General features: G+C 55.9%; 21 protein-coding genes and 1 pseudogene. 14 read left to right on the top strand and 8 right to left on the bottom strand.

Annotated features, from left to right (window positions below):
- Positions 1 to 290: 290 nt before the first annotated feature.
- A complete protein-coding gene (locus A4E19_13150; GenBank protein OQW37619.1) occupies positions 291 to 2,429 on the bottom strand; it encodes a hypothetical protein in 2,139 nt (712 codons plus the stop codon).
- 503 nt (positions 2,430 to 2,932) lie between these two features.
- Between A4E19_13150 and A4E19_13155 the strand changes: the two genes are divergently transcribed.
- From A4E19_13155 to A4E19_13175, 5 genes are all read left to right on the top strand, one after another.
- Positions 2,933 to 3,484, top strand: a complete 552-nt coding sequence (locus tag A4E19_13155; protein ID OQW37664.1) for a hypothetical protein — start codon at positions 2,933 to 2,935, stop codon at positions 3,482 to 3,484.
- Between the two features lie 64 nt (positions 3,485 to 3,548).
- Positions 3,549 to 4,013: a hypothetical protein gene (locus A4E19_13160; GenBank protein OQW37620.1), complete on the top strand. Its 465-nt coding sequence runs from the start codon at positions 3,549 to 3,551 to the stop codon at positions 4,011 to 4,013.
- 203 nt (positions 4,014 to 4,216) lie between these two features.
- Complete coding sequence (locus A4E19_13165) at positions 4,217 to 4,642, top strand: osmotically inducible protein OsmC (protein OQW37621.1); 426 nt, start codon at positions 4,217 to 4,219, stop codon at positions 4,640 to 4,642.
- Positions 4,643 to 4,647: 5 nt separating this feature from the next.
- The gene (locus A4E19_13170; GenBank protein OQW37665.1) at positions 4,648 to 5,343 is read left to right on the top strand and encodes an HAD family hydrolase; all 696 of its coding nucleotides are present in this window, start codon (positions 4,648 to 4,650) and stop codon (positions 5,341 to 5,343) included.
- Between the two features lie 102 nt (positions 5,344 to 5,445).
- The gene (locus tag A4E19_13175) at positions 5,446 to 6,174 is read left to right on the top strand and encodes a hypothetical protein (protein OQW37666.1); all 729 of its coding nucleotides are present in this window, start codon (positions 5,446 to 5,448) and stop codon (positions 6,172 to 6,174) included.
- A gap of 253 nt (positions 6,175 to 6,427) precedes the next feature.
- Here A4E19_13175 and A4E19_13180 read toward each other — a convergent pair whose 3' ends face one another.
- Positions 6,428 to 6,913: a hypothetical protein gene (locus A4E19_13180; protein OQW37622.1), complete on the bottom strand. Its 486-nt coding sequence runs from the start codon at positions 6,911 to 6,913 to the stop codon at positions 6,428 to 6,430.
- 71 nt (positions 6,914 to 6,984) lie between these two features.
- Positions 6,985 to 7,182, bottom strand: a complete 198-nt coding sequence (locus A4E19_13185; protein ID OQW37623.1) for a hypothetical protein — start codon at positions 7,180 to 7,182, stop codon at positions 6,985 to 6,987.
- Positions 7,183 to 7,256: 74 nt separating this feature from the next.
- On the opposite strand from A4E19_13185, the gene purH reads away from it, so the two are divergent.
- The 3 genes from purH to A4E19_13200 all read left to right on the top strand — a co-directional run bounded on the left by purH (position 7,257) and on the right by A4E19_13200 (position 10,875).
- Positions 7,257 to 8,810, top strand: coding sequence for a bifunctional phosphoribosylaminoimidazolecarboxamide formyltransferase/inosine monophosphate cyclohydrolase (gene purH / locus A4E19_13190; protein OQW37624.1), 1,554 nt, complete (start codon positions 7,257 to 7,259; stop codon positions 8,808 to 8,810).
- A gap of 136 nt (positions 8,811 to 8,946) precedes the next feature.
- Positions 8,947 to 10,221 carry a phosphoribosylamine--glycine ligase gene (locus A4E19_13195; protein OQW37625.1) on the top strand — a complete coding sequence of 425 codons (1,275 nt, stop codon included), beginning with the start codon at positions 8,947 to 8,949 and terminating at the stop codon, positions 10,219 to 10,221.
- Positions 10,222 to 10,452: 231 nt separating this feature from the next.
- The gene (locus A4E19_13200) at positions 10,453 to 10,875 is read left to right on the top strand and encodes a hypothetical protein (protein ID OQW37626.1); all 423 of its coding nucleotides are present in this window, start codon (positions 10,453 to 10,455) and stop codon (positions 10,873 to 10,875) included.
- Positions 10,876 to 11,281: 406 nt separating this feature from the next.
- Here the strand turns inward: A4E19_13200 and A4E19_13205 are convergent, their stop codons facing one another.
- Genes A4E19_13205 through A4E19_13215 form a run of 3 tightly spaced genes read right to left on the bottom strand, consistent with a single transcriptional unit; the run spans position 11,282 to position 13,526 of the window.
- A complete protein-coding gene (locus A4E19_13205) occupies positions 11,282 to 12,475 on the bottom strand; it encodes an aspartate aminotransferase (protein ID OQW37627.1) in 1,194 nt (397 codons plus the stop codon).
- Positions 12,472 to 12,960, bottom strand: coding sequence for a pantetheine-phosphate adenylyltransferase (coaD, locus tag A4E19_13210; protein ID OQW37628.1), 489 nt, complete (start codon positions 12,958 to 12,960; stop codon positions 12,472 to 12,474). Before coaD ends, A4E19_13205 begins: the two co-directional genes overlap by 4 nt.
- Entirely contained in the window at positions 12,957 to 13,526 is a 570-nt protein-coding gene (locus tag A4E19_13215; GenBank protein ID OQW37629.1) for a hypothetical protein, read from the bottom strand. Before A4E19_13215 ends, coaD begins: the two co-directional genes overlap by 4 nt.
- A 620-nt stretch (positions 13,527 to 14,146) precedes the next feature.
- On the opposite strand from A4E19_13215, the gene A4E19_13220 reads away from it, so the two are divergent.
- Positions 14,147 to 14,872 carry a hypothetical protein gene (locus tag A4E19_13220; protein ID OQW37630.1) on the top strand — a complete coding sequence of 242 codons (726 nt, stop codon included), beginning with the start codon at positions 14,147 to 14,149 and terminating at the stop codon, positions 14,870 to 14,872.
- 83 nt (positions 14,873 to 14,955) lie between these two features.
- The gene (gene fusA, locus A4E19_13225) at positions 14,956 to 17,061 is read left to right on the top strand and encodes an elongation factor G (GenBank protein OQW37631.1); all 2,106 of its coding nucleotides are present in this window, start codon (positions 14,956 to 14,958) and stop codon (positions 17,059 to 17,061) included.
- Positions 17,062 to 17,066: 5 nt separating this feature from the next.
- On the opposite strand, the pseudogene A4E19_13230 reads toward fusA, so the two are convergent.
- Positions 17,067 to 18,356 (bottom strand): annotated as a pseudogene (locus tag A4E19_13230) (serine protease).
- A 117-nt stretch (positions 18,357 to 18,473) separates the two neighbouring features.
- Positions 18,474 to 19,169, bottom strand: coding sequence for a hypothetical protein (locus A4E19_13235; GenBank protein ID OQW37632.1), 696 nt, complete (start codon positions 19,167 to 19,169; stop codon positions 18,474 to 18,476).
- A gap of 300 nt (positions 19,170 to 19,469) precedes the next feature.
- On the opposite strand from A4E19_13235, the gene A4E19_13240 reads away from it, so the two are divergent.
- From A4E19_13240 to A4E19_13255, 4 genes are all read left to right on the top strand, one after another.
- On the top strand, positions 19,470 to 20,408 hold the full coding sequence (locus A4E19_13240; GenBank protein OQW37633.1) for an ATP pyrophosphatase: 939 nt from the start codon (positions 19,470 to 19,472) through the stop codon (positions 20,406 to 20,408).
- 77 nt (positions 20,409 to 20,485) lie between these two features.
- Complete coding sequence (locus A4E19_13245) at positions 20,486 to 21,547, top strand: hypothetical protein (protein OQW37634.1); 1,062 nt, start codon at positions 20,486 to 20,488, stop codon at positions 21,545 to 21,547.
- 97 nt (positions 21,548 to 21,644) lie between these two features.
- Positions 21,645 to 22,295, top strand: coding sequence for a hypothetical protein (locus tag A4E19_13250; GenBank protein ID OQW37635.1), 651 nt, complete (start codon positions 21,645 to 21,647; stop codon positions 22,293 to 22,295).
- A gap of 18 nt (positions 22,296 to 22,313) precedes the next feature.
- Positions 22,314 to 23,987: a dihydroxy-acid dehydratase gene (locus tag A4E19_13255; protein ID OQW37636.1), complete on the top strand. Its 1,674-nt coding sequence runs from the start codon at positions 22,314 to 22,316 to the stop codon at positions 23,985 to 23,987.
- Positions 23,988 to 24,036: the final 49 nt, after the last annotated feature.

A 24,036-nucleotide genomic window follows, 5' to 3' on the forward strand; every position in this document is an offset into this window, starting at 1 on the left:
ATAGATGACGTGGTTACCGGCTCGCGAGGCGCCACGGTACCATATTTGACGCCATCTGTACTAGGGTATGAGTGGGCGATCAAGCAGACCAGGGGTGACGCAGCTCCGTTGGTTCCTCAAGGTTGTTCGATCAAGACACATCCACAGAGATATTCGCATCTCAACAAGATTTCACGCCAACTCATTTGGCTTGATCGGCCAAGGCACATGGGATGGTCGATGAACGTCACGGGACAGGGTGGGGGAGTCACTCAGCGGGACACCGGACACAAGGTGCATTAATGAGATGGCTAGATCCGTTCCCCATACTTTCGGTAATGTTGCTTCTTGGCGTCGGCAATCCAATTCTCCCGTTTGATGCGGTCGGGATCCGTATCGAGCTTCTTGGCGATCTTCTCGATATCTTCCGGTTTCCAACGGGCGATCTGGATGAAGGTGCGGGTGCCCAGCTTCTGAAGAGTCTGTGCAAACCCCGGCCCGATCCCATAGATCTTTTTGAGATCGTCTTCCGGTACGCTCTTACCGACTTTCGGCGGTCTGACAGGAGCATCCGATCCAGCTCCATTCTGGCGAGGCTTATGAGACAGGACGGTTGCAGAAGCCGGCGTCGCGCGAAGTGAGGTCCGCAGTTCCTTGAGTCGCTTTTGCAGACGATCGATCTGCTCGTCTTTCCCCGGAATACACTGGACTTCCGTTTGTAAGGCGTGACGTTCCGCTTGGAGGTCGTGCAGCTCGCGCTGGAGATGTGCAATCTGTTCATCTCGTTCTTGCAGATGTTGCTCGTCAAGCTCATGCTGCGCGCGGAGTTGTTCCTGTGCCGTCCATTGTTCCTGCAGTTTCGCCGTCTCGGCTTCCAACTCTTGCACGGTGCGCGCGTGAGTGCGTTCCCATTCTTTGATCGTTGCCTCCTTTTCGCGAAGGAGATACGTAACCGGCATCAGTTCCTCGATGCGCCGGTCGCGCTCCGTAAGGGCTTGTTCAAGCTGCTGAATCGTACCGCGATGAGCCGCCTCCCGATCGCTCAGTTCGACTTCCAGCTGATGGACCCGGGCTTGCACGGATTCCAGTTTCTTCACCTGGGTCCGGAGCCGATCCCGGTCCGCCAGGTTCTCGTTGAGCTGGGCGATATGGTCGCGCAGCACCCGGATTTCTTCTTTGAGAACCTCGCGAGCCTGCTCGGCAGTGTGACAGGCCTGCTGTGCTCCACGGACCTCATCCAGCTGCGCCGCGGCGGCGGCATTGAACTCGCCGATGCGCCGGTCGCGCTCCGCAAGGGCCTGTTCGAGCTGCTGAATTGCGCTGCGATGAGCCGACTCCCGATCACTCAGTTCGATCTCCAGCCGATGGACACGATCTTGTGCCGATTCCAGTTTCTCCATGCGGGCTCGAACTTGGTCCCGGTCGGCCAGGCCTTCGTTGAGTTGCGTGATATGGTCGCGCAGGACCCGGATTTCTTCCTTGAGGACCTCGCCGGCCTGTTGGGCCCCGCGAAGTTCGTTCATCTGCGCAGCCGCGACCACATCGAACTCGCCGATGCGCCGGTCGCGCTCCGCAAGGGCCTGTTCGAGCTGCTGAATTGCGCTGCGATGAGCCGACTCCCGATCACTCAGTTCGACGTGCAGCTGATTGACGCGGATTTGCACTGCCTCCAGCTGTTTCGCCTGAGCACGAAGGTGCTCCCGGTCCGCGAGACCCTCGTTGAGTTGGGCGATGTGGTCGCGCAACACCCGGATCTCTTCCTTGAGGACTTCGCGGGCCTGCTCGGCGGTCTGAGAGGCCTGTTGCGCCCCACGGAGCTCATCCAGCTGCGCCGCGGCGGCGGCATCGAACTCACCGATGCGCCGGTCACGTTCCGCAAGAACCTGTTCGAGTTGCTGAATCCTACGGCGATGGGCCGCTTCTCGATCGCTCAGTTCGACCTCTAGCAGATGCACGCGATCTTGTGCCGATTCTAGTTTTTCCATGCGGGCTCGGACTTGGTCCCGGTCGGCCAGGCCCTCGTTGAGTTGCGTGACATGGTCGCGCAACACCCGGATTTCCTCCTTGAGGACTTCACGGGCCTGTTGGGCCCCGCGAAGGTCATCCCCTTGAGTGGCGATGATCGCATTGAGCTCGCTTGCATGTTGACGTGCCGCCACGCCTTCAGCCTCCAGGTCGGCCACTCGTCTTGACCGTAGAGCCAGTTCTGCTTCGAGCGCCTTCAATTGTTCGCCACGAGCAGTCAACTCCCGTTGGGCTGAAGAGAACTGGGTCTCGGACGACATGACTTTCTGTTCGAGCACCTGCATCGCTGCAGTCTTCACCTTCAAGTCATGAGACGTCGTCTCGAGCAGCCGTTCCTTGGCCCGCAAGAGATTGGCCAGCTCTTGGTATTGTTGTTCCAGAGAATCCTTGGACGGAGGCTGCAGCCACCTGCTCATTTTGCTCATGATGTTAACATCCTTGCATCACACGTTTTTACGGCATCTCATTGAAGGTTTGGTTGACATTTTTGCGAAGAACATGCCGAACCAGAACCGGTCACAGTCAACGAAGTCGTGAGTTCGAGGTGAAGGGGCACAATGATGGGGATGCAGGTCCCGACGTGGGGCATCAATACCACCATACCGCCCGTGAGAATACCCGCATGCCTCATGAGCTCAGTCCGCTGTAGATGGTTACGGCGACTGGGGTGCGAAGTGACCGTACCACACTTGATGAGGCATGTACTAGGGTGAAATTTGGCCAGCCGAGCGGTGAAGTAGAGAATATATTGACTATCTTTACGACTCGATGAGGAACTTGGCCGATGCCCTCCGTCCAATATCTTTTCTACAGAAGTACGACCAACCTGGGGAATCTCCCTGTCTTATCCCCAAGGGAGGAGCGATATCCTTCTCGTATGGTTATACCGACTGCGATTCCATCTGAAAAAGAGCTGGATAAACTTCCGATGCGATGGTGGGCGATGACGCTCCGGGGATTGCTTGGTATTCTCCTCGGTGTCGTCGCGTTCTTCATGCCGCTTTCCACCTTGCTGGCGCTCGTCTATCTGTTCGGCGCCTATGCCTTTTTGGACGGACTCTTCAACCTCGTAGCCGCATGGCGGCAAACGACCCGGCAAAAACCATGGTGGGCGCTGTTGCTGTCGGGCATCGCTGGAATCGGTGCGGCTATCATCAGCTTTGTATGGCCCGGCATCACGGCGCTCGCATTAGTCTACGTGGTGTCGGCTTGGGCGCTCATCACGGGGGGATTAGAGGTCGCGGCTGCGGTAAAGCTGCGTAAAGAAATCGAGGGTGAATGGCTGTTAGCCCTTTCAGGCATCCTGTCCATAGTCCTGGGCTTTCTTCTCGCATTTTTTCCTGATGCCGGTACCATCGGATTAGTCTGGTATCTCGGGACCTATGCGATGGTATTCGGCGGCTTCATGATTGCTTTGAGTTTGCGCCTGCGGACCCGTCAGAATCGGGATCGTCCATCCTCTGCCCAGATGGCCGCATAAGCGCCACTCGTTCAACGTCGAATTTTCTTACTGACATGACGTACGATTCGGCGTAAGCCGTGGCATGGGGAAAGAACTAAGCGCCGGGATTCTGCTTTATCGAATACGGCACAAGACTATCCACGTCCTGCTGGTTCATCCCGGTGGTCCCTTCTGGGCGAAGAAAGATGATGGAGCCTGGTCGATTCCGAAAGGCGAGTATGATGAAGGGACCGATGCGCTGGAGGCTGCCAAGCGAGAATTTCATGAAGAAACCGGTTTTGGAATTTCCGGTGAGACAGTTCCCCTGAGCCCCTTGCGTCAACCGAGTGGAAAAGTCATTTCCGCTTGGGCCGTTGAGGGGGAAGTCGATGCACGATCAATTCGGAGCAACAGTTTTCGGATGGAATGGCCACCGAAGTCAGGTATGCATCAAGAATTCCGTGAGGTTGACCGCGCTGATTGGTTCGATCTCCCCACTGCCCATCGAAAGATCCTTCCGGGCCAGAGACCCTTTCTCATTCAGCTCGAAGACCTTGTCCAAAAATGAATCGATTGAGCGTAGAAGTTCGACGGTCCAGAGATTCTGGTGCAGGCTCTTCGCATTTTCCAGCTGACGATCACGCCTCGGATATTCCCTAGCTCTGTTCACCCCATCACCTACACATAATGGCACGTCGCTGATACGGAGATCCGTAGGAGCGATCTATTCGCTACTTGGTATCGGTTCAATATCAATGTATGGAGGGTATTATGAAACGTACGGGATCGGCGATATGGCAAGGTGATCTCAAGAGCGGTAAAGGCACGGTGTCGACTGAGAGCGGTGTCCTATCCCAAACTCCCTATTCGTTTTCGACGAGATTCGAGAACGGCAAAGGAACGAATCCCGAAGAACTGATCGCTGCCGCCCATGCCGGCTGTTTCACCATGGCGCTCTCGGTCCAGTTGGGAGAAGCCGGCCTGAAACCAGAGAAGCTCCACACGACGGCCACCGTCACCTTCGATAAGGTGGAGGCCGGGTGGACCGTGACCACCATTCTCTTGGACGTCAGAGGCAAGGTGCCCAACGCCGATGAGGCGGCGTGGAACAAAGCGACCGAAGCGGCGAAGACCGGTTGTCCGATCTCTCGACTCTTGAACGCGACGATCACGATGGATGCCAAGCTCGAACGCTGATCATGATGATTGTTCGTTCCGATCCCGATGTCCTGGCGTTCCTTTTCGATCTGGATGGAACACTGGTGGACAGCGTGTATCAACATGTATTGGCCTGGAGGGAGGCGACACAGGCGGCGGATATCGAGCTGCCCGTCTGGCGCATTCATCGCCAGATCGGCATGAGCGGCGGCTTGATGCTTTCCGCACTGTTGCGTGAGGCCGGCCGACCGCTGTCCGAAACAGAAGCCAGGCACATCCAGCACGTTCACCGTGATGCTTATGCCAGGCAGGCACCCTCCCTGCGAGTCTTACCCGGCACGCACGATCTTCTGGCTACATTGGCACGTCACGGCATTCCGTATGCCATCGCGACGAGTGGGCGCCTGGAGAATGCCCGCCACGCGCTTACTCTTTTGAAACTCCATTCTGATGTGCCGATTGTCACGCGGGACGATGTCCGGTTCGCCAAACCTGACCCCGACCTCTTTTTAGAGGCAGGGAAACGGTTGAAAGTGCCGATGAGTCGTTGTGTGATCGTGGGCGACAGCGTATGGGATTTGTTGGCGGCTCGTCGTGCCTCTGCTCTTTCGATCGGCCTCTTATCGGGCGGCTATGGACAAGAGGAATTGGAACGGGCGGGCGCCTACCGCGTGTACCACGATCCGGCGGACCTACTGAGACATCTCGATGAAGTCGGTCTACGGTTGGCCTCTGTCTGATGGATAACATGGGTAATAAAAGAAGACCGAGATTAGCGCTGGCGGCATGGCACGACGAGAAGTGCTGAAAGTCCGTTACGGTATAACGTTATGACAGAAAGTATGCCAGGTCCATCGCGACTTAAGGACAAAGTTGCGATTATCACGGGCAGCAGTAGCGGAATCGGTAAGGCCATCGCCCTTCGGTTCGGCCAGGAAGGGGCGAAGGTGATCGTTGCCGCTCGACGAATGGCGTTCTGTCGGCAGACAGTTGAACAGATACGGCAACATGGCGGAGAAGCCTTGGCTATGCAAACCAATGTGGCCGACGAGCAGCAGGTAGAACGGCTGATCTCGCAGACGGTAGCCCACTATGGCCGGATCGATATTCTCGTCAACAACGCCGGTATCGGCGGAGGAGGGCGTCTAGCTGAGACGAGTACGCAGGCATTCGATGATGTGATGAACATCAACTTGCGCGGCACGTTCTTTTGCTGCCGGGCTGGCTTCCGACAGATGAAACGGCAGGGCGGCGGTGTGATCATCAACATGTCGAGCGTGGCCGGGTTGCAAGCTTGGGCGGGCACCGGAACCTACAGTGCATCGAAACACGGCATTATGGCGCTGACCGAATCATTGGCTGACGAAGGTCGTCACCATCACATCAAGGTCAGCGCCATTTGTCCAGCGGCAGTGGCGGACGAGTTGGTGGATGCCTCTCCGGCAGACATCGAGCGCAGTGAAAAGATCGATCCATTCGATGTGGCGGAGGCAGCAGTGTATCTCTCAACACTTGGAAAATACGCCGTGGTGCATCGCATCGTCATTGACCGGCTGGGCGCGGATTGGTGAAGTGGGTGGGTGAAGACAACATGCGTTGGGAATCGTTTCCGATATAGCCGAGCACCGATCACCCGTCACCCGCAGCGACCATCCACCGGAGTGGCCTGTTCTTGACGGAGAAAGGAAGGGATGTAGATTCCGTGCTCAAAGCTCTGAAACAGTGGAGAGAACGATACGGGTAGGAGGACGTAAGTATGGGCCCACCCTCATGCGGTGAGCCCGTCAGTAGACAGGACGGTACGAATTTTCCCTCCAGAAGACATTAGAGGTATACCTTCTGGACGTCATCCTTGCGTCTTCTTAAATTTGTTCCGATTCGGGTTCGCTCCCGCTCGTAGCCTACGGCGGTGAAGTACAAAGCGCGGTCGAAGAATTGGTTGAGCAGATGCATCAGCTCCAACTCCCCGTGCAGTTCGATGGCGCTATCGGATAAGCCTTCCCGTTGGACGAAGGCGCACATGTGCTCCTTCGTAGCGGTGATGGCCCAGAGAAAGTGGCTGTACGCCACACCTTGCGTCGCGCGGCGCGCGCCAAGCTCCGTGTAACGCTGCTCGACTTCCGCTTCGGTCATGTCCATCAGCCAGTTATTCAGATTCTGGTAGATCTCGCGGGTACGGGCGCGGAGTTCATCTGGTGGGACTTTACGGAGGTCGCTACAACGTGGAGAGTTCCACACTTTCTCGCTGAGTTCTCGAGCAAGCTGTTCGGAATTTTTCTCGATCAGTTTCACCAATCGACCAGCCAGCATAGCGCACCTCCATAGTGAATGGTTATGTAGGGGAATGCATGGGGACTCCTCACCGCATCGCCGAGGAAACATTACTCGAATGGCAGCGCCAACGTCAATGACACGTTGGTTGGGACCGGCTGATGCCTCTGACTCATAGCGATGGACAAAAACAGGCCGAGCGAAGAAACCGCCAATCTGACTGCCTCGGCCGCCACCGATGGATTGACTTCAAGTCTCTCCCTGATGAGGCGGTCAGTAAGATGTCGCCTTGAACTTACCCGACTCATTTTGTTATCCTTCGCTCGCCTTTCGTGGTCGACGGAATTCTTCCACCTCACATACGATTCTAAGGAGTACTCACATGGCCGGCATCAAGCGGGCGTTGATCAGTGTTTCAGATAAGACCGGAATCATCGAAATGGCGAAGGGGCTGGAAGCGCTGGGCGCGGAAATTTTGTCCACGGGAGGAACGGCGAAAGCGCTTCGCGACGCCGGCGTGAACGTTACGGATGTCGCGGCCTATACCGGGTCGCCGGAGATTCTGGATGGTCGTGTAAAAACGCTCCACCCCAAGATCCACGGCGGCTTGCTGGGCCGGCGTTCGCTGCCGGCGCATGTCGCACAGATGACGCAACATGGAATCGGTCCGATCGATGTCGTCGTCGTCAATCTCTACCCCTTTGAAGCCACGATCGCGAAGCCTGATTGCCGCTTCGAGGACGCCATTGAAAATATCGATATCGGCGGCCCGTCCATGCTGCGCTCCGCCGCGAAGAATCATGACGATGTCTTGGTGGTGGTCGATCCGGCCGATTATGCCAGAGTGCTGGAGGCTGTGAAAACCAACATGACCACGCCGGCGCTGCGCCGCGAACTGGCGATGAAAGTGTTCCAGCATACGGCGCGCTACGATGCACTGATCGCCAGCTACCTGGAAAAGCACGCGCGAGGCGGGGAAGTCAAGTTCCCGAAGGTATTGTCCCTGCAATTTGAGTTGGCGGAGACGCTCCGCTACGGAGAAAACCCTCATCAGCAAGGTGCTTTCTACCGGGAGTTGGACAGTAAAGAGCCATCGGTTTCTCGCGGCAAGATCCTGCATGGCAAGGCGATGTCCTACAACAACTTTCTCGATGCGAATTCCGCTCTCGAGTTGGTGAAGGAATATGAGGAGACGGCCGTCGCGATCATCAAACATAACAATCCCTGCGGGGCGGCGCTCGGAGCGACACCGGTGGAGGCCTATGTCAAGGCGAGAGAGACCGATCCCGTATCAGCGTTCGGCGGAGTGATCGCCTTCAACCGGCCGGTGGATTTGGCGGCCGCCAAGGAAATCACGTCCACGTTCGTCGAAGTGGTCATCGCTCCGGGATTCGCGGAAGACGCATTAGCCGAGTTGAAGCGGAAGAAGGATTTACGGTTATTGGACGTGGGAGCGTTGACGAAGGTGAAGCAGGACGGGCTCGATCTGAAGAAACTCGTGGGAGGTCTCATCGTACAGGATCGCGATCTCGGTGTCTTGGCGGACCTTCGCGCACTGACCGTGCCGACAATCCGTAAACCGACGAATGATGAATACGCCGCTTGTGCCTTCGCATGGAAGGTCTGCAAGCATGTGAAGTCCAACGCCATCATCTATGCGATGCCGGGCCAGACCGTCGGCATCGGGGCGGGACAGATGAGCCGAGTGGACTCCGTCAAATTGGCGGCCATGAAGGCGCAAATGCCGGTCAAGGGGTGCGTCATGGCTTCGGACGCGTTCTTCCCGTTCCGCGACGGCCTCGATGCTGCAGCCGAGGTCGGCATCACAGCCGTCATTCAACCGGGGGGATCGATCCGCGATGCGGAAGTCGTCAAGGCCGCGGATGAACATGGGATGGCGATGATTCTGACAGGCATGCGGCATTTTAGGCACTGAGCCCGAGTGGAGGTTCAGGCCAAAAGCAGCGCATCAAGATGTGTCGCTTATCTCAGCCTCAACCTTAGCCTCGGTCTGACATCGCCGGACCAGTGTACGTTCCCGCCGTCTAGGCCCATCAAGGAAAGGTCTATACGTGAACATCCTCGTTGTCGGCAGTGGAGGGCGTGAGCATGCGATGGTGTGGAAGCTCGCGCAGAGTCCTCGCAAACCAGTCCTCTATTGTGCCCCAGGCAATGCGGGGATTGCGTCATCGGCGACATGTATCCCCATCAAATCGGACGACATTGTCAGCCTGAAAGACTTCGCGCTCCAACAAAAGATCGATGTGACGATAATCGGACCTGAAGCGCCTCTTGCGGCGGGTCTTGTTGACGAATTCCGCAAGGCACGGCTCAGGACGTTTGGACCGACCCGGAACGCCGCCCGCCTGGAAGCCAGCAAGATCTTCTCCAAGGAGATCATGGCACAAGCGAAGGTTCGGACGGCTCACGCCAAGAGTTTCGAAAAAACTTCTGATGCACTGGCCTATGCCGAAGGCCATGCATTGCCGGTTGTGATCAAAGCGGACGGGCTGGCTCAAGGAAAGGGCGTCATCATCGCGACCACTCGCGAGCAGGCAAGGCAAGCTGTCGTGGATTCGATGGAAAAGGCGGTGTTCGGCCAAGCCGGCAAACAGGTGCTGATCGAAGAATTTCTCGATGGAGAAGAGCTGACGATCATGGCATTTACCGACGGCAATACCGTGGTACCGATGCCGCCGGCGCAAGATCATAAGCGGGTTGGCGATGGTGACACAGGTTTAAATACCGGCGGGATGGGAGCCTACTGCCCGGCACCGCTAGGGACCGTGGAGATCCAGGAGCGAGTCCGTCATGAAATCTTGCAGCCGATGGTGGATGCCATGGCACGGCTCGGCTCGCCGTTTCAAGGTGTCCTTTACGCAGGACTCATGGTCGTGAAGGGGACGCCCTACGTGCTCGAATTCAACGCTCGTATGGGCGATCCCGAGACACAAGTTGTGCTGCCCTTGCTCAAGACCGATTTCCTCGATGTCATTGACGCCGTCGTCGATCATCGGCTTGACCACCTCACAGTTGAATGGCATCAGGACGCCGCAGTTTGTGTCGTGATGGCCTCAGGGGGTTATCCTGGACCTTACCAGTCTGGGATGGTAATTTCAGGACTCCCCACAGATGGGACAACGTCACCCTTTCCCGTCGTCTTTCATGCAGGTACCGGCCGGCAAGGCAAGGATATCGTGACAGCGGGAGGCCGCGTCCTCGGTGTTCTCGGTCGAGGACACACGTTATCCGAGGCACAACGCGAGGCCTATCGAGTCGCGAAGGCAATCTCTTTTGAGGGATGCCACTTCCGGACCGACATCGCACATCGGGCACTCAAGGCATAATCTGAGATACATCCACAATCGCATCGGGAAGACTCGCCCACGCAAAGGGCGTGCTTTCCTCCATCGCACCGCCTAGATCCAAACAGCCAGGGCCGATCTTTTTCGTAGCCAATTCATCGGATCTGTTAGAATACCTTATCTCAATAGGGTGCGAACAAAAGACCGGCGACGCGCAACCTCTACACCGAACATACGATGGGGAATTGATCGAACCGATGGAAGGAGAGGGCCATGACAAGCCACTCGATGCGGTTACTCGGTACTGTAATCGCCTTTAGCTTCCCACTGGCCCTTGTGGGATGTGATTATTGGCCTCCCGCCTTGCAGGCTGAGATCGAACAATTGCGATCCGACATACAAACCCTGACGATCGAGAAGGCTCAGCTCCAAGCTCAAGTCATCGATTTAACCAGGGCCAAACTAGATGTGCAGGGGCAAATCGATGAACTTACCCGCCTCAACCGGGAAAAAACGGGGATGATCACTAGCCTCCAAAATCAGTTGGACACAGCCCGAGCCAGGGCGTTGAAGGCGATGGGTTCGAACGCATCGCCGCATAAAACAAAGACGAAGCCGACTGTGAAGACCGCGGGAAAACCATCCGCCAAGAGCGGCGCCAGAGCGTCGGTTCCCAAGGCAGTCGGTGTTCGATAAGCAGGCTATGAAGAGGAGGAGGTCGTCGAACTGGATGAGGCGGGTGACGAACTGGTGGAGGCTGCTGGTGTCGCAGGAGCAGTCGAAGATGCCGCAGGCGCTGCGGAAGTTGATTCCTTCTTCTCTTCCGCCTTCGTCGGGCTGCTTTCGCTTCCGGCCGCCGACGGCGGTTTGAGTTTATCGGAATAATCGGTTACGTACCAACCACTCCCTTTAAACATGATCCCCGGCGATGAAATCAGCCGCCTGACCGCCTTCCCGCACCTTTCGCAGGTCGAAAGTGGATCATCCTTGATGCTCTGCTTGACTTCAAAACGATACGAGCAGCTGTCGCACTGATATTCGTAAATCGGCACCGTATTCCTCCCTTCTATCGTTACATACGGCTCGCTGAGTGAGTCCTCCGTTACACCAATTTCGCAAACGCTTGCTGAAGTCGCTCAAGCCCACGAGTGATGTTCACCATACTGGTGGCGTAGGACAGCCGGAGATGCTCCGAGCTTCCAAAGGGTTCACCTGGAACGACTGCAATTCTCGCTTCGTTCAAGAGATACTGGGCAAGATCGTTCGGAGTCTTTATCACCCCGGAAGGCCCGCGTTTCCCCAACAAGCCTTTGATATTCGGAAAGGCGTAGAAGGCCCCACTTGGCATTCGGCATGACACACCGGGAATCTTGTTCAATCCCTCGACGATGGTGGTCCGGCGGCGGGAAAACTCGTCCACCATCTTGCGAGTGAAGGGTTCACCCAGGCGTAACGCGGCAAGGGCAGCCTTCTGCGAGATCGAGCATGGATTCGACGTGCTTTGGCTTTGGATATTGGCCATAGCAGTAATGAGGTCCTTCGGACCGGCCGCGTACCCAATTCGCCATCCGGTCATGGCATAAGACTTTGAAACTCCATTGATAATGACGGTTCGCGCAGCGATCTCCGATCCCAATGAAGCAATACTGAGATGCCTCGCCCCATCGTACAACACCTTTTCATAAATCTCATCCGAAACGACCAAGAGGTCGTGTCGGACCGCAACCGCGGCAATCTGTTCCAGCGCCACGCGATCGTAGGTTGCACCAGTCGGGTTGCACGGACTATTCACAATGATGGCTTTGGTTCTCGGCGTAATGAGTCGTTCCAACTCTGATGTATGGACTGTGTAACCGTCCTCCTCCTTGGTTGGTAGCAGCACCGGTTTCGCATCATTGAGAAGCGCCTGATCCGAGTAAGAGACCCAATAGGGAATCGGAATGATAATCTCATCACCGACTTCAAGAAAAGCTTCTGCTAAATTGTAGAGCGAGTGTTTCGCTCCGCAGGAGACCAGGACTTGAGACTTCTCATACCGAATCCCGAGTTCAGACTGGAGTTTGTCGGCAATGGCTCCTCGTAACTCATCGATTCCGGACGAAGGCGTGTACTTTGTAAACCCCTCACGTATTGCCGCTTCCGCCGCAGCTTTGACCGGTTCCGGTGTATCAAAGTCCGGTTCGCCCGTTGAAAAATCTACTACATCAATCCCTTGTGCGACCATGGCCTTGGCTGTAGCGGCCATTGCGAGGGTGGGGGAGGGAGCAATACGGCTAACCCGGGCGGCCAGTTTCATGATTTGAGACTCCGAACACGCTCTTGTAAACGGCGTGCTACTTCAGGATGAAGGAACCCCGTCAAATTTCCACCGTGTTGGGCCACGTCTTTGATGATCGTCGAGGACAGATATGAGTACTCTTCGCTAGGCATCAAAAAAACAGTTTCCACCGTCTTCGCTAACTTTCGATTGACAAGCGCCATCTGAAACTCATGTTCAAAATCAGAAATAGCGCGCAAGCCTCTGATAATCGCATGGGCTCCTGATCTCTCGACATAGTCGACCAACAATCCATCAAACGAAGTCACCTCCACTTGACCGACGTCCTTCATGACCAGCTGTACCATATCAAGTCGCTCTGCCAAATTGAAGAGTGGGTGTTTGGAAGGATTTGGAGCGACGGCCACGACCACCTTATCAAATACGCGCAGGCTGCGCGTAATGATGTCAGTATGGCCGTGCGTAATAGGATCAAAGGTGCCTGGACAGATACCGATTTTCATGCCTGTGCTGCGTCGGAACGGAAGTAGAGGGATAAAGCGGTATCGCCATAGCGATACCGCCGTAAGAATCGAGTGCATCCCATCGACATCGGCAAAACAGCCTTTGTCGCATGTTCGATGACCAGCCACGAGTCCGACGCAAACAACTCATCGCTCCGTAGTTCAGCGAGCAATGCCGGAAACTCCGGCGCCTCGGCATAGGGCGGATCAGCAAAGATGATGTCATAGGGACCATTCCATTGATCAGAATGGTTCAGAAACTGTTGGACGGTCCGACCTGATACAACTATTTCATCACCGAGATGGCAGAGCGCCAGGTTTTGCTGCAGCAACGTCAATGCTTGTCGGTTCGACTCCACGAAGGTCACGTGCCTGGCTCCACGACTTATGGCTTCAATCCCCACCGCTCCAGTCCCTGCATACAGGTCCAAAAATCGGCTATTTGCCAGGCGATGGCCAAGAATTGAGAACAGCGCTTCACGAACCCGATCAGAGGTTGGGCGAAGAGCAAGCTTATTTGGCCCGTAGAGTCGGCGACCACGGTGGATACCGGCGATCACACGCATACCAGACAACATCGACTAGGTGCGGAACTCTAACATAGCGTTTTTGAAGGGGTCAAGAAATGTAAAGGAAAAGGGGAACGGTAGGCCAAGTAAAATTTAAACTGCGGAAGGAGCTTTGGCGCTCCTCATTTTGACCGTCTTGCAGCGGAAGATTATAATACTCTTGTCTCTTCTTGTACGTTCGGCTAGACACCCTCACCTTAGGATCCGACAGGGACCTCATGAGAAGGTCAGGGCTCCTTGTCTGACGATGATGATTTTACCGAGCCGTGACGGTTTGAGATTCACGGGCAGCCAGGCTCTTTCTGCGGTTGTTAGAGATGGTGCGGTCAATGATGGCACCGCAATTGATGCATTTCCATGCATAAAACACGAGAAAGAAATCTGAAAACCGTTCCAACATCATCATCCCCTTGCACTTCGGACATTCCATTGATCCCTCCCAAGGTGGCTACGTTCACAGCTGTTGACAATGTCAAGCAAAAGCTGCACCAATTTGTCATAGTCCAGCATTTCAATGGGTTATGAATTACGTATTTGCCTTAGGCTGGTAATTTCTTCTTGTTCGTCAGTACAAAAGAGTCCGGGCCGTCAATTTTTTGTCACGCCAAGGATGTTTCATGATAAGCAAAGGGCGGCAAAAAGGCATCGTATCCTGGCCAAAGACGGAACGCCCCCGTGAACGTCTCCTTGCTAAAGGATCGGAGGCCTTATCCGATGCCCACCTTCTCGCCATTTTGTTAAGAACCGGCCGGCGGGATTCCTCCGCCGTGCAGGTGGCTATCGAACTCCTCGATCTGGTAGGTGGACTGGGAGGACTGGCGGCATGCGGTATTGAGGAACTCTGCGCCATCCCGGGCGTCGGCCCGGCCAAAGCGGCTCAACTCAAGGCGGCGTTGGCGATAGGAAGACGGTCTCTCGCTGTCCCAATGTCCACTGGAACGCGTATTTCATCGAGTGCGCAACTGTTCAAACATTTTCACCCTGCGCTCCGTGATGTGAAACATGAACTCTTCAAGGTCGTGTTGTTGGACGCCAAAAATACAGTGATCAAAGAGATCACGGTTTCGGAAGGAAGCCTCACGCTCAGCATCGTGCATCCACGCGAAGTCTTCTCGCTCGCTGTTCGTGAATCAGCAGCCGCCGTCATCTTCCTGCACAATCATCCCAGCGGAGATCCGACACCAAGCCCGGAGGATCGGCGACTGACCGATCGACTCGTGACTGCCGGTAATCTGCTGGGAATTCGCGTATTGGACCACGTGATCATTGGAGACGGTCGGTACGTCAGCTTTGCCGACGAAGGATGGCTGATAGGGCAGCGAAATGAATCCGGCGACTCCTAAGGTGATATTGACCAGAAACACCGGCATGAGAAATATGAGGAAACGAATGGCGTAAACCCCATATCCTATAAGGAGGGTAGACCATGGAAACAACCCCCCGTGTGGAACCCGTCAGAAACGTGGCGATCGTATCCAGCGCCGGTACGGGCAAGACCTCGCTCAGTGAGGCCTTGCTGTACGTCGGCGGAGCCGTTCCCATGCTCGGTTCCGTGACACAGGGTACCACCGTTTCTGATTTTGAACCGGAAGAACTTCGTCATCGCACGTCGACCAGTACCAGCCTCCTTCAATTCACGTGGAATCATGCCAACATCACTCTGATCGACACTCCCGGTGCCCTTGATCTTCTCGGCGAACCGCTCGCCGCATTACAGGCCGTCGATGCGGTCATCCTTCTACTGAGCGGAAATATGGGGGTGAGGACGGAGCTGGCGCGGCTGTGGGCGAGGATCAAAGAGCTGGACCTTCCGTGTCTCCTGTTCGTCAATGGACTTGATAAGGAAGGCGCATTGTTCGAGAACGCGCTGGAGACTTGCCGCAAGCAGCTTGGCTGTACTCCAATACCAATGACGGTGCCTCTCCACCCTGGGGTGGGTTTGGACGGCGTGGTGGATGTGCGGCATGAGAAGCTTGTGCGATCCGGGCAGAGTTCTGCGAAAGTCGAACACGCCCCTATTTCAAACGACCTGGAAAGCATTCTCAGTGGAACGCGCAAGCAACTCGTGGAGGCGGTCGCCGAAAGTAGGGAAGCCTTGTTGGAGACCTACTTACGTCAAGGAGACTTGAGCCAAGAAGACCTTCTGGAAGGACTTCGACACGTTATCCAGACAAGACAATTTCTCCCTGTGTATGGTGGATCCGCCACGCAAAACGTCGGAGTGTGGTCCCTATTGGACGCCATCGTTACGTTGCTACCGTCACCCTCCGAGCGTGGCGTGACCCATCCATGGCACGGTATCCATCCGGACACTCACGAAGGGTGTGAACGGAAGGGGAGTGCGCAGGAACCGTTTTCGGCCTACGTCTTCAAGACTATCATCGACCCCTTCGTCGGTCGGCTATCCTATTGCCGTGTGTTGTCGGGAACGGTCCATGCCGATGCCACGGTGCTAAATGCCTCAAAACAGGTGCGGGAAAAGCTCGGCCATTTTTACACGGTCTTGGGCAAACGTCATGTGGCCATCGACTCCGCAAAAGGAGGGGACATCGTGGCGATCGGGAAACTTAAGGACACGCATACCGGTGACACGCTCTGTCAGGAGACTGCCCCCATCTGCTATCCCATGCTGAGCCTATCAAAACCGATCCTGTCATTCGCGATCGAGGCCAAGTCTAAGGCGGATATCGATAAAATAAGCCTGGGCCTTCACAAGCTCATCGAAGAAGACCCAACCTTGGAGTTCGCACGCAACGCCGAAACCAAAGAGATGGTGCTCAGCGGTATGGGACAATTCCATATCGATTTAGCCCTCGAGAAACTCCATCGAAAGTTCGGAGCTGATGTCACGCTTCACACCCCGAAGGTCCCGTACCGAGAAACGCTCAAGGCAAAAACTCAGGCACAGGGCAAGTATAAGAAACAAACCGGCGGCCATGGGCAATACGGTGATTGCTGGCTTGAAGTGGCGCCCCTTCCCCGCGGCAAAGGCTACGTGTTTGAGAATCGCGTGGTCGGAGGAGCGATTCCGAGAAATTTCATCCCCGCCGTGGAAAAAGGAGTCATTGAAGCCATGCATGAAGGACCGTTGGGCGGGTTTCCAGTCGTCGATGTGCAGGTGGCCGTCTATGACGGATCCTATCATGTGGTCGATTCGTCGGAGATGTCGTTCAAAATCGCGGGATCGATGGCGTTCAAGAAGGCTATGGAAACCGCACATCCAGTGTTACTTGAGCCTGTGATGACGGTTGAAATCGACACGCCGACCGAAACGGTTGGAGCGGTCATGGGAGACTTGAACGCCCGACGGGGTCGAATCATAGCCGTCAACGCGCAGGACCATGCCGAACAGATCAAAGCGCTGGTTCCGCTGGCCGAGCTGCTTCGATATGCGACAGCCCTCAACGCCATGACCGGAGGACGTGGCAGCTATGTCATGGAGTTCGCCCAGTACGATGAGGTGCCGAAAGAACTGGCTGCCAGGGTCGTCGAGCGGCACAAGGCGGAAGGACAAGCCGCCACAACCCACTGAGACGGTCAGTCGGAGGCTTTGAGCACGACATAAAATGCTCTGTTTTCCCGCAGCACGCGGAGCAAAAGGGTATCTCCGCGCCTTGATCGCGTGATGGCGGCGGTAAATTCTCCTACAGAAGACACTTCTTTCCGGTTAACCTCCTTGATGAGATCGCCTTCCCGAAGGCCCTCCGTGTGAGCCAAACTGTTGGGCTCAACCTTCGCGATCAGCACGCCTTTCGACTCACGAAGCTTGAACCGCTCCGCTAAGGTAGGGGTCACGTCTTGGACATCAAGACCAAGTTTGACGTCGAACTTCTCCTCCGGTCGAGGGAACGATGCACTGACGGCCGCCTCGCGACGCTCTGTAAGCGGCACATCGATCGTCAGGTGTTTCAGATCCCGGACGACCTCAATCTTCGAGGCCACACCGGGAGGACTCGTCGCAATCAAACGAGACAACTTACTCGGTGAATCGACGACGGCGCCATCGATACGGACGATGACGTCCCCCGGCTTGATTCCCGCCAAGGCCGCGGGATCTGTCTCGAAGACTTCATTCACGAGAACCCCTTCCCCTTCAGCCACCCCGAATTTTTTCGCTAACTCGGTCGTCAACGGTTGAATTCCCACACCGAGCCAGCCTCGCACAACTTTGCCCTTGGCCAATAACTGTTCGATGACCTGCTTGGCCATGTTTGAGGGAATGGCGAAACCGATGCCTTGTGCAAAATTGATGATCGCCGTATTGATCCCGATCACTTCACCTCGGAGATTAAATAGCGGTCCCCCGGAATTGCCCGGGTTGATCGAGGCATCGGTCTGAATGAAGTTCTCGTACCGAGAGAGATTGATGTTCTCGCGACCAATGCCACTGACCACACCGAGCGTGACGGTCCGATCTAGTCCGAACGGATTGCCAACGGCCAATACCCATTGGCCGACCTTGACGCCGGCTGAGTCGCCGAACCGGGCGCTGGGCAGGGGATGATCCGTGGTCACTTTGAGCACCGCTAAATCGGTGTCCGGATCCTTGCCGATTACATGCGCGATCAGCTTGGTCTTGTCGGAGAACCGCACTTCGATTTCCGTCGCATCACCGATCACATGGTTGTTCGTGACGATATGGCCTTCTTCATCCACGATCAGCCCCGAGCCGGAACCTGACGCATTTGGCGCGCGGTCGCCGCCCCCTTCCCGTAATCGCCCGGCGCTGGTGATGGGGAAAAGATTGACGACAGAAGGTTTGGCCTGCTCAGCGAGTTCGGTAATCACGGTTTGGATCTCTTCCAGCATGCGAATGCCGGGCGAGTCGGCCGAGACAGCCCCGGACAAACTGCTGTCGGCAAACGAGACAACAAAGAAAGAGAATGTGGTGAGCGCGCTCGAAAGAACACGGACTAAAGCGGATCTCGGAGCTAACATCGAATCTTATTGTATCCGATCTCGGTCGGTGTGCCTACTCTCCGGCGCAGGCTTCGCCAAAGCGGTGAGAGGACGTTGGCCTGTAAACCATGCCACAAATTGGTTGAGCTCCGCTTGAGTACCGATCAAGACGACGATATCGTCGGGCCGGAACACAAGATCGTTGGTTGGAGCCAATAGAAATGGACCTCGCAAGACCGTGGCGACGTAGACGGAAGTCCGCTGCGGGAGCGCACTGAGTGCCTGCCCGACAGCGGCAGCACCACGAACGACGGTCAACCGTTCGATTCCGCCGGAACGAAGCGCCAAGTCATGTTGGAGGGAGAGCAGATCTTGATGAACCGCCTCAGTTTTGAGCCCACGAATTTCAGCCTCAACTCCAGTCAATGCTTGTTTCAAGTCCTGAATACGAGCGAGGGCTCTGTTCAACGTGTCGTCGATGACACCCACGACGGAATCGGATGGGTTTGGATATCGTAGTCGATCAGAGATCTGCGCGACGATCTGCTCGCCAACCGTGGCCGTGATATCGTCGATACGTTGGAGCAGGGTCGACGCCTGCCAATGCAGGCGAATAACCTGAACCTTTCGATTAACCAGCTCCGCAATAGCCAGAATGGTCTCGTAGAACGCATGTCCGGTAAGCGAGAGTTCTTTATGGATGCGGCCAAGCAGCTCGAGCGTTATAGTCTGATAAGACATATTATGTAAACTTTCATTGCTTGCTTCATCGGCTTAGGTTCAGCCTCGCCGCCGATTGCCTGCTGTCTCATTCATAGCCTATTACCCTGCCCTGGTCAAACATCACGCGGAACTTGAAGTGCGTAGGATCCATTGTCTCACTCCATCCACCACTTAACTCAATCCGTTTGTCTGACGCTCTCCACCTTGCCGCAGTGCCGATGAATCGGTCGGCGCTTCTATTCAGCAGGTGGCCCGACAAATAAAGTCAGTTTGCAATCATCTTGACACACTCGTATGATCGGAACTCGGAACTGAACAATGAATTGTACGAGATGTAAAACCAAAGCCGTGTTTAAGTTGCCGCGTCATAATGCGGCGTTCTGCAAGGGCTGCTTTAACAACTTTATTCATGATCAAGTGATTAAAGCGATTAAATCGCTGAGGATGCTTGAAAAAGATGACCGGATCCTCGTCGCAGTCTCCGGCGGAAAGGACAGTCTGGCGCTTTGGGACATTCTCTTGAAGCTCGGCTACAAGGCTGATGCGCTCTACGTCAACCTCGGCATCGCCGGGTATTCGGATCGCTCGCAAGAAAAGGTTCGCCGCTATGCGATGAACGTTGCGTCACCGCTTGGCGCGACACTGCACACCCACACAGTCGAACAGGAAGAAGGCGCCGGCATCAAAGAATTGTCGTTGATCGTCCATCGCCCGACGTGCAGTACATGTGGAACGCTCAAACGCTACCAGTTTAACCGCATCGCGATCGAGCAGGACTACGATGTGATGGCGACCGGCCATAACCTCGACGATGAAGCGGCTCGCCTCCTTGGCAACGTACTGCATTGGCAAGAAGACTATCTCGACAAGCAGAGCCCAAATCTCCCTGCTTCAGTGGAAGGCTTCGCCAAGAAAGTAAAACCACTCTATCGACTGACGGAGCGGGAACTCGCGGCATACTGCGTACTGAACAAGATCGAATACATCGTGGACGAATGCCCCATGGCTCAGGGTGCCCGCACGCTGCTCTACAAGGAAGTCCTGAACCGTCTGGAGACCGAATCCCCAGGAACCAAGCAGTACTTCTATTGGGGCTTTCTGGAAAAACAGCGCAAGAAAGTTTCTGCCACCACGAGCATGACTGAAAAAGACCAGGCCACGCTCCATCCATGCCGCTCTTGTGGCCAACCCACCACAGCCGATACCTGCTCCTACTGTAAACTCATGGCCCGCGCCAAGACTTCGACCGCTCATTGACCCATTCGGCCCTTGCAAACCGTTTCTACACTCCGTAAGCTGATGCTTACCATCACGTTTCGCATCTCGTATCACGTATGGCAACTCCCCCACGCGATTACTATCAGATTCTCGGTATCCCTCGAACTGCTTCTGCCGACGACATCAAAAAAGCCTTTCGACGCTTGGCCCGTCAATACCATCCCGATCTCCATACAGGCTCAAAGAAAGCTGAGATGGAGAAGAAATTTAAAGAACTGAACGAGGCCCAGGAGGTCCTGACCGATCCGGAAAAGCGAAAGAAATACGACCAATACGGGACCGACTGGGATCGCGCACAGGCTTTCGAGAACGCTCGTCAGCAGGCCAAGTCACAGGGATTTGGAGGGCCTTGGGGCTTCGAAGGCGGCTATGGTAGTCAAGGCGGAGAATCCGCAAGCGAGCCCTTCTCCGATTTTTTTGAGAGCCTCTTTGGGAATCGCAAACGCGAGCGCGGCGGGGCCGGGCACGGTGCATCCGGCATGTCGGGAGAGGATATCGAGACCGAAGTCCGGTTGGGGCTGCGCGAAGTGCTAACAGGTGTCACCAAGCGCGTGAACCTGCGGGAACCTCGAACCTGTTCAACTTGTTTAGGGAATGGTACCGTGCGAGGCCGAACCTGTACGACCTGCCAGGGAACCGGAATGACGACCGAATACAAGACCATTGAAGTGCGCATTCCCGCGGGAGTGCAAGATGGAACCCGGGTCCGTGTGGCCGGAAAAGGACAGCCAGGGCAACATGGCGGGAAACGCGGAGACCTCTATCTCCATGTGGTCATTCCTTCCGATCCTATCTTTCACCGGCAGGGCTCTGATTTGCATGTCACCCTGCCCGTCTACCCTTGGGAAATCGTTTTGGGGGCTGAGGTGACCGCACCGACCTTGACTGAACCGGTGAAGGTCAAAGTTCCCTCGGGCAGCAAGGCCGATGGGAAACTACGACTGAAAGGAAAGGGTCTTCCCTCTGCCACGGGTGGGCATGGCGATCTGTTCCTGACATTACAAATCGTCGTGCCACCCGGTATCAGCGATGACGAACGGGCGTTGTACGAACGTTTGAGCAAGCAACGGCATCCAGATCCTCGCATGGAACTTCTCTATCACGCCCAGCGGCGTTGAACTCAATACAACCGATGTCCGGACGACTGCTCGCTTGCGTTGCAAACACTGCTATGGCAAGCTTTGACTTCGGGGCCTCTCAACCAAGGAGGAATTCATGACATTTCTATCCAAGACGACAGCGGCTTTTGCCGTCGCGTCGGCATGTCTATTGGCGATAGGTGTACCAAATCTTTCGGCAAATGATCCGAGCTATGGGTATGGAGGAGGCATCCACGGCGCTGCTGGAGGAGGACATGGTTTTGGTAAAGGGATGATGCACAGCGGAACCGGGCACCTGATCCGACACCTCCTGAAACATGAGAAGGACATTGGACTCACCGCCGATCAAGTCACCAAACTGAAAGACGTTCAGCTCAACCTTGACAAAGCCCGTATCAACGCCGAAGCCGATATCCAAATCGCAGAGCGCGAACTGAAGGCGCTGACCGATAATGAGCAGTCGGATCTCGCCGCGATCGAAGCCAAGCTGAAGCAAAGTGAAGATCTGCAAGTCGGGCTACGGATGACGTCGATCAAAACACGTCGCGAGGTCATGGGCTTGCTCACTCCGGAACAACGGGCCAAGGAAAAGTCCGAGCACGACAAGGTGATGGAACAGCATAAAGGTTCCGGGGGACATCATGGAGGCGCCATGCCATACGGCGCCAATCCTCACGGTGCCTATCCCCATGGCGGTAAGCCGCAGGGCAAAAACCCCCATGAGGCCGTACCCCCCACTCCACCAAGCAACATGTCCGTGCAGTAAGAGGACCGACGAAGGCTTATGAAAAAAGAAACGCGCCTACAGAGTCATGATCTGCTCGTCGGGGCGGGACGTGCCCCGGCACGAGCGATGTTAAAAGCCGTCGGATTCACGGACGATGATTTGTCCAAACCTCTCGTTGGCGTGGCCAATACCTGGATCGAGATCATGCCGTGCAATTTTCATTTACGGCGGCTTTCCGAACGAGTGAAGGCAGGGATCCGAGCAGCCGGCGGAACCCCAATCGAGTACAACACCATCGCGGTGTCCGATGGGATCTCGATGGGCACCGAAGGAATGCGCGCGTCGCTGATCAGCCGCGAAGTGATCGCGGATTCGATTGAACTCGTCGCGCGGGGACACTTGTTCGATGCCGTCGTCGCGCTGTCGGGTTGCGATAAAACGATCCCCGGAACCGTCATGGCGCTCGCCCGATTAAACGTACCGTCGCTGATGCTGTATGGCGGCTCGATCATGCCGGGGCAGTTTCAGGGACATGATGTGACGATTCAGGATGTCTTTGAAGCGGTCGGCAAACATGCGGCGGGAAAGATGACCGACGCCGAACTGAAGGACTTGGAAGATCACGCCTGTCCAGGGCCTGGAGCCTGCGGAGGCCAGTTTACAGCCAATACCATGGCCATTGCGTTTGAGTTCCTCGGCATATCGCCGATGGGTCGCAATGGAGTGCCCGCCATGGACGGTCGGAAAGACGATGTCGCGTTTGAGTGCGGCAAGATGGTGATGGAGCTCGTGAAGCAGGATCTGCGCCCTCGCCGGATTATCACCAGAAAGTCATTGGAGAACGCCATCGCTGCCGTGGCCACGACCGGCGGCTCGACGAACGCGGTCCTGCATCTCCTCGCCATCGCCCGTGAGTCCGGGATCAAGTTGAGCATCGACGACTTCGACAAGATCAATCGCAAGGTCCCTCTATTGGCCGACCTCAAACCAGGGGGCCGCTTTGCTGCAGCCGATCTCTATGCCGCAGGAGGCACAACTCTCGTGGCCAAGCGATTGCTCGATGCGGGACTCCTCCATGGCAATCAACCGACCGTCACCGGTCGAACGATCGGTGAAGAAGCCTCCGGCGCCCGTGAAACGCCGGGACAACAAGTTTTGCGTCCCCTCACCCACCCCATCAAACCGACGGGTGGACTCGTTATCCTAAAAGGTAATCTCGCGCCGGAAGGCTGCGTAGTGAAGGTGGCCGGCCACTCGATGAATAAGTTCCAAGGACCGGCAAAAGTCTTTGATCGAGAGGAAGACGCGTTCGTGGCGGTTCAAGCAGGGCAAATCAAGTCCGGTGATGTCGTCGTCATTCGGTACGAAGGTCCGTCAGGAGGACCAGGGATGCGCGAGATGTTGGGCGTGACGGCGGCCATCGTCGGTGCCGGACTTGGTGATTCCGTGGCACTGCTCACCGACGGTCGATTCTCCGGCGCGACACGTGGCCTGATGGCCGGGCACGTGGCCCCGGAAGCGGCCAAAGGTGGACCGATCGCGGCAATCAGGAGCGGAGATACGATCACGTTCGATATTCCCAAACGCCGACTGGACGTGGCCATCTCGCAGAAGGAAATCGCTACTCGGCTCAAGAAGGTTAAACTGCCTGTCCCTCGCTACACTTCAGGCGTGATGGGAAAGTATGCCCGGCACGTCTCGTCAGCATCAGAAGGCGCCATCACCAGCTAGCAGGATGCTGAAAAAGTCCTCCAGCTTCGTTCTCGCGTCGCTCAGAGGG

Source organism: Nitrospira sp. SG-bin1 (assembly GCA_002083365.1).
Lineage (GTDB): Bacteria > Nitrospirota > Nitrospiria > Nitrospirales > Nitrospiraceae > Nitrospira_D.

What these genes read in the sequence shown, in the direction of transcription:
- A4E19_13150 (OQW37619.1), bottom strand. Translation starts at nt 2,429, where the DNA reads ATGAGCAAAATGAGCAGGTGGCTGCAGCCTCCGTCCAAGGATTCTCTG.
- A4E19_13155 (OQW37664.1), top strand. Translation starts at nt 2,933, where the DNA reads ATGCGATGGTGGGCGATGACGCTCCGGGGATTGCTTGGTATTCTCCTC.
- A4E19_13160 (OQW37620.1), top strand. Translation starts at nt 3,549, where the DNA reads ATGGGGAAAGAACTAAGCGCCGGGATTCTGCTTTATCGAATACGGCAC.
- A4E19_13165 (OQW37621.1), top strand. Translation starts at nt 4,217, where the DNA reads ATGAAACGTACGGGATCGGCGATATGGCAAGGTGATCTCAAGAGCGGT.
- A4E19_13170 (OQW37665.1), top strand. Translation starts at nt 4,648, where the DNA reads ATGATTGTTCGTTCCGATCCCGATGTCCTGGCGTTCCTTTTCGATCTG.
- A4E19_13175 (OQW37666.1), top strand. Translation starts at nt 5,446, where the DNA reads ATGCCAGGTCCATCGCGACTTAAGGACAAAGTTGCGATTATCACGGGC.
- A4E19_13180 (OQW37622.1), bottom strand. Translation starts at nt 6,913, where the DNA reads ATGCTGGCTGGTCGATTGGTGAAACTGATCGAGAAAAATTCCGAACAG.
- A4E19_13185 (OQW37623.1), bottom strand. Translation starts at nt 7,182, where the DNA reads ATGAGTCGGGTAAGTTCAAGGCGACATCTTACTGACCGCCTCATCAGG.
- purH (OQW37624.1), top strand. Translation starts at nt 7,257, where the DNA reads ATGGCCGGCATCAAGCGGGCGTTGATCAGTGTTTCAGATAAGACCGGA.
- A4E19_13200 (OQW37626.1), top strand. Translation starts at nt 10,453, where the DNA reads ATGACAAGCCACTCGATGCGGTTACTCGGTACTGTAATCGCCTTTAGC.
- A4E19_13205 (OQW37627.1), bottom strand. Translation starts at nt 12,475, where the DNA reads ATGAAACTGGCCGCCCGGGTTAGCCGTATTGCTCCCTCCCCCACCCTC.
- coaD (OQW37628.1), bottom strand. Translation starts at nt 12,960, where the DNA reads ATGAAAATCGGTATCTGTCCAGGCACCTTTGATCCTATTACGCACGGC.
- A4E19_13215 (OQW37629.1), bottom strand. Translation starts at nt 13,526, where the DNA reads ATGCGTGTGATCGCCGGTATCCACCGTGGTCGCCGACTCTACGGGCCA.
- A4E19_13220 (OQW37630.1), top strand. Translation starts at nt 14,147, where the DNA reads ATGATAAGCAAAGGGCGGCAAAAAGGCATCGTATCCTGGCCAAAGACG.
- fusA (OQW37631.1), top strand. Translation starts at nt 14,956, where the DNA reads ATGGAAACAACCCCCCGTGTGGAACCCGTCAGAAACGTGGCGATCGTA.
- A4E19_13235 (OQW37632.1), bottom strand. Translation starts at nt 19,169, where the DNA reads ATGTCTTATCAGACTATAACGCTCGAGCTGCTTGGCCGCATCCATAAA.
- A4E19_13240 (OQW37633.1), top strand. Translation starts at nt 19,470, where the DNA reads ATGAATTGTACGAGATGTAAAACCAAAGCCGTGTTTAAGTTGCCGCGT.
- A4E19_13245 (OQW37634.1), top strand. Translation starts at nt 20,486, where the DNA reads ATGGCAACTCCCCCACGCGATTACTATCAGATTCTCGGTATCCCTCGA.
- A4E19_13250 (OQW37635.1), top strand. Translation starts at nt 21,645, where the DNA reads ATGACATTTCTATCCAAGACGACAGCGGCTTTTGCCGTCGCGTCGGCA.
- A4E19_13255 (OQW37636.1), top strand. Translation starts at nt 22,314, where the DNA reads ATGAAAAAAGAAACGCGCCTACAGAGTCATGATCTGCTCGTCGGGGCG.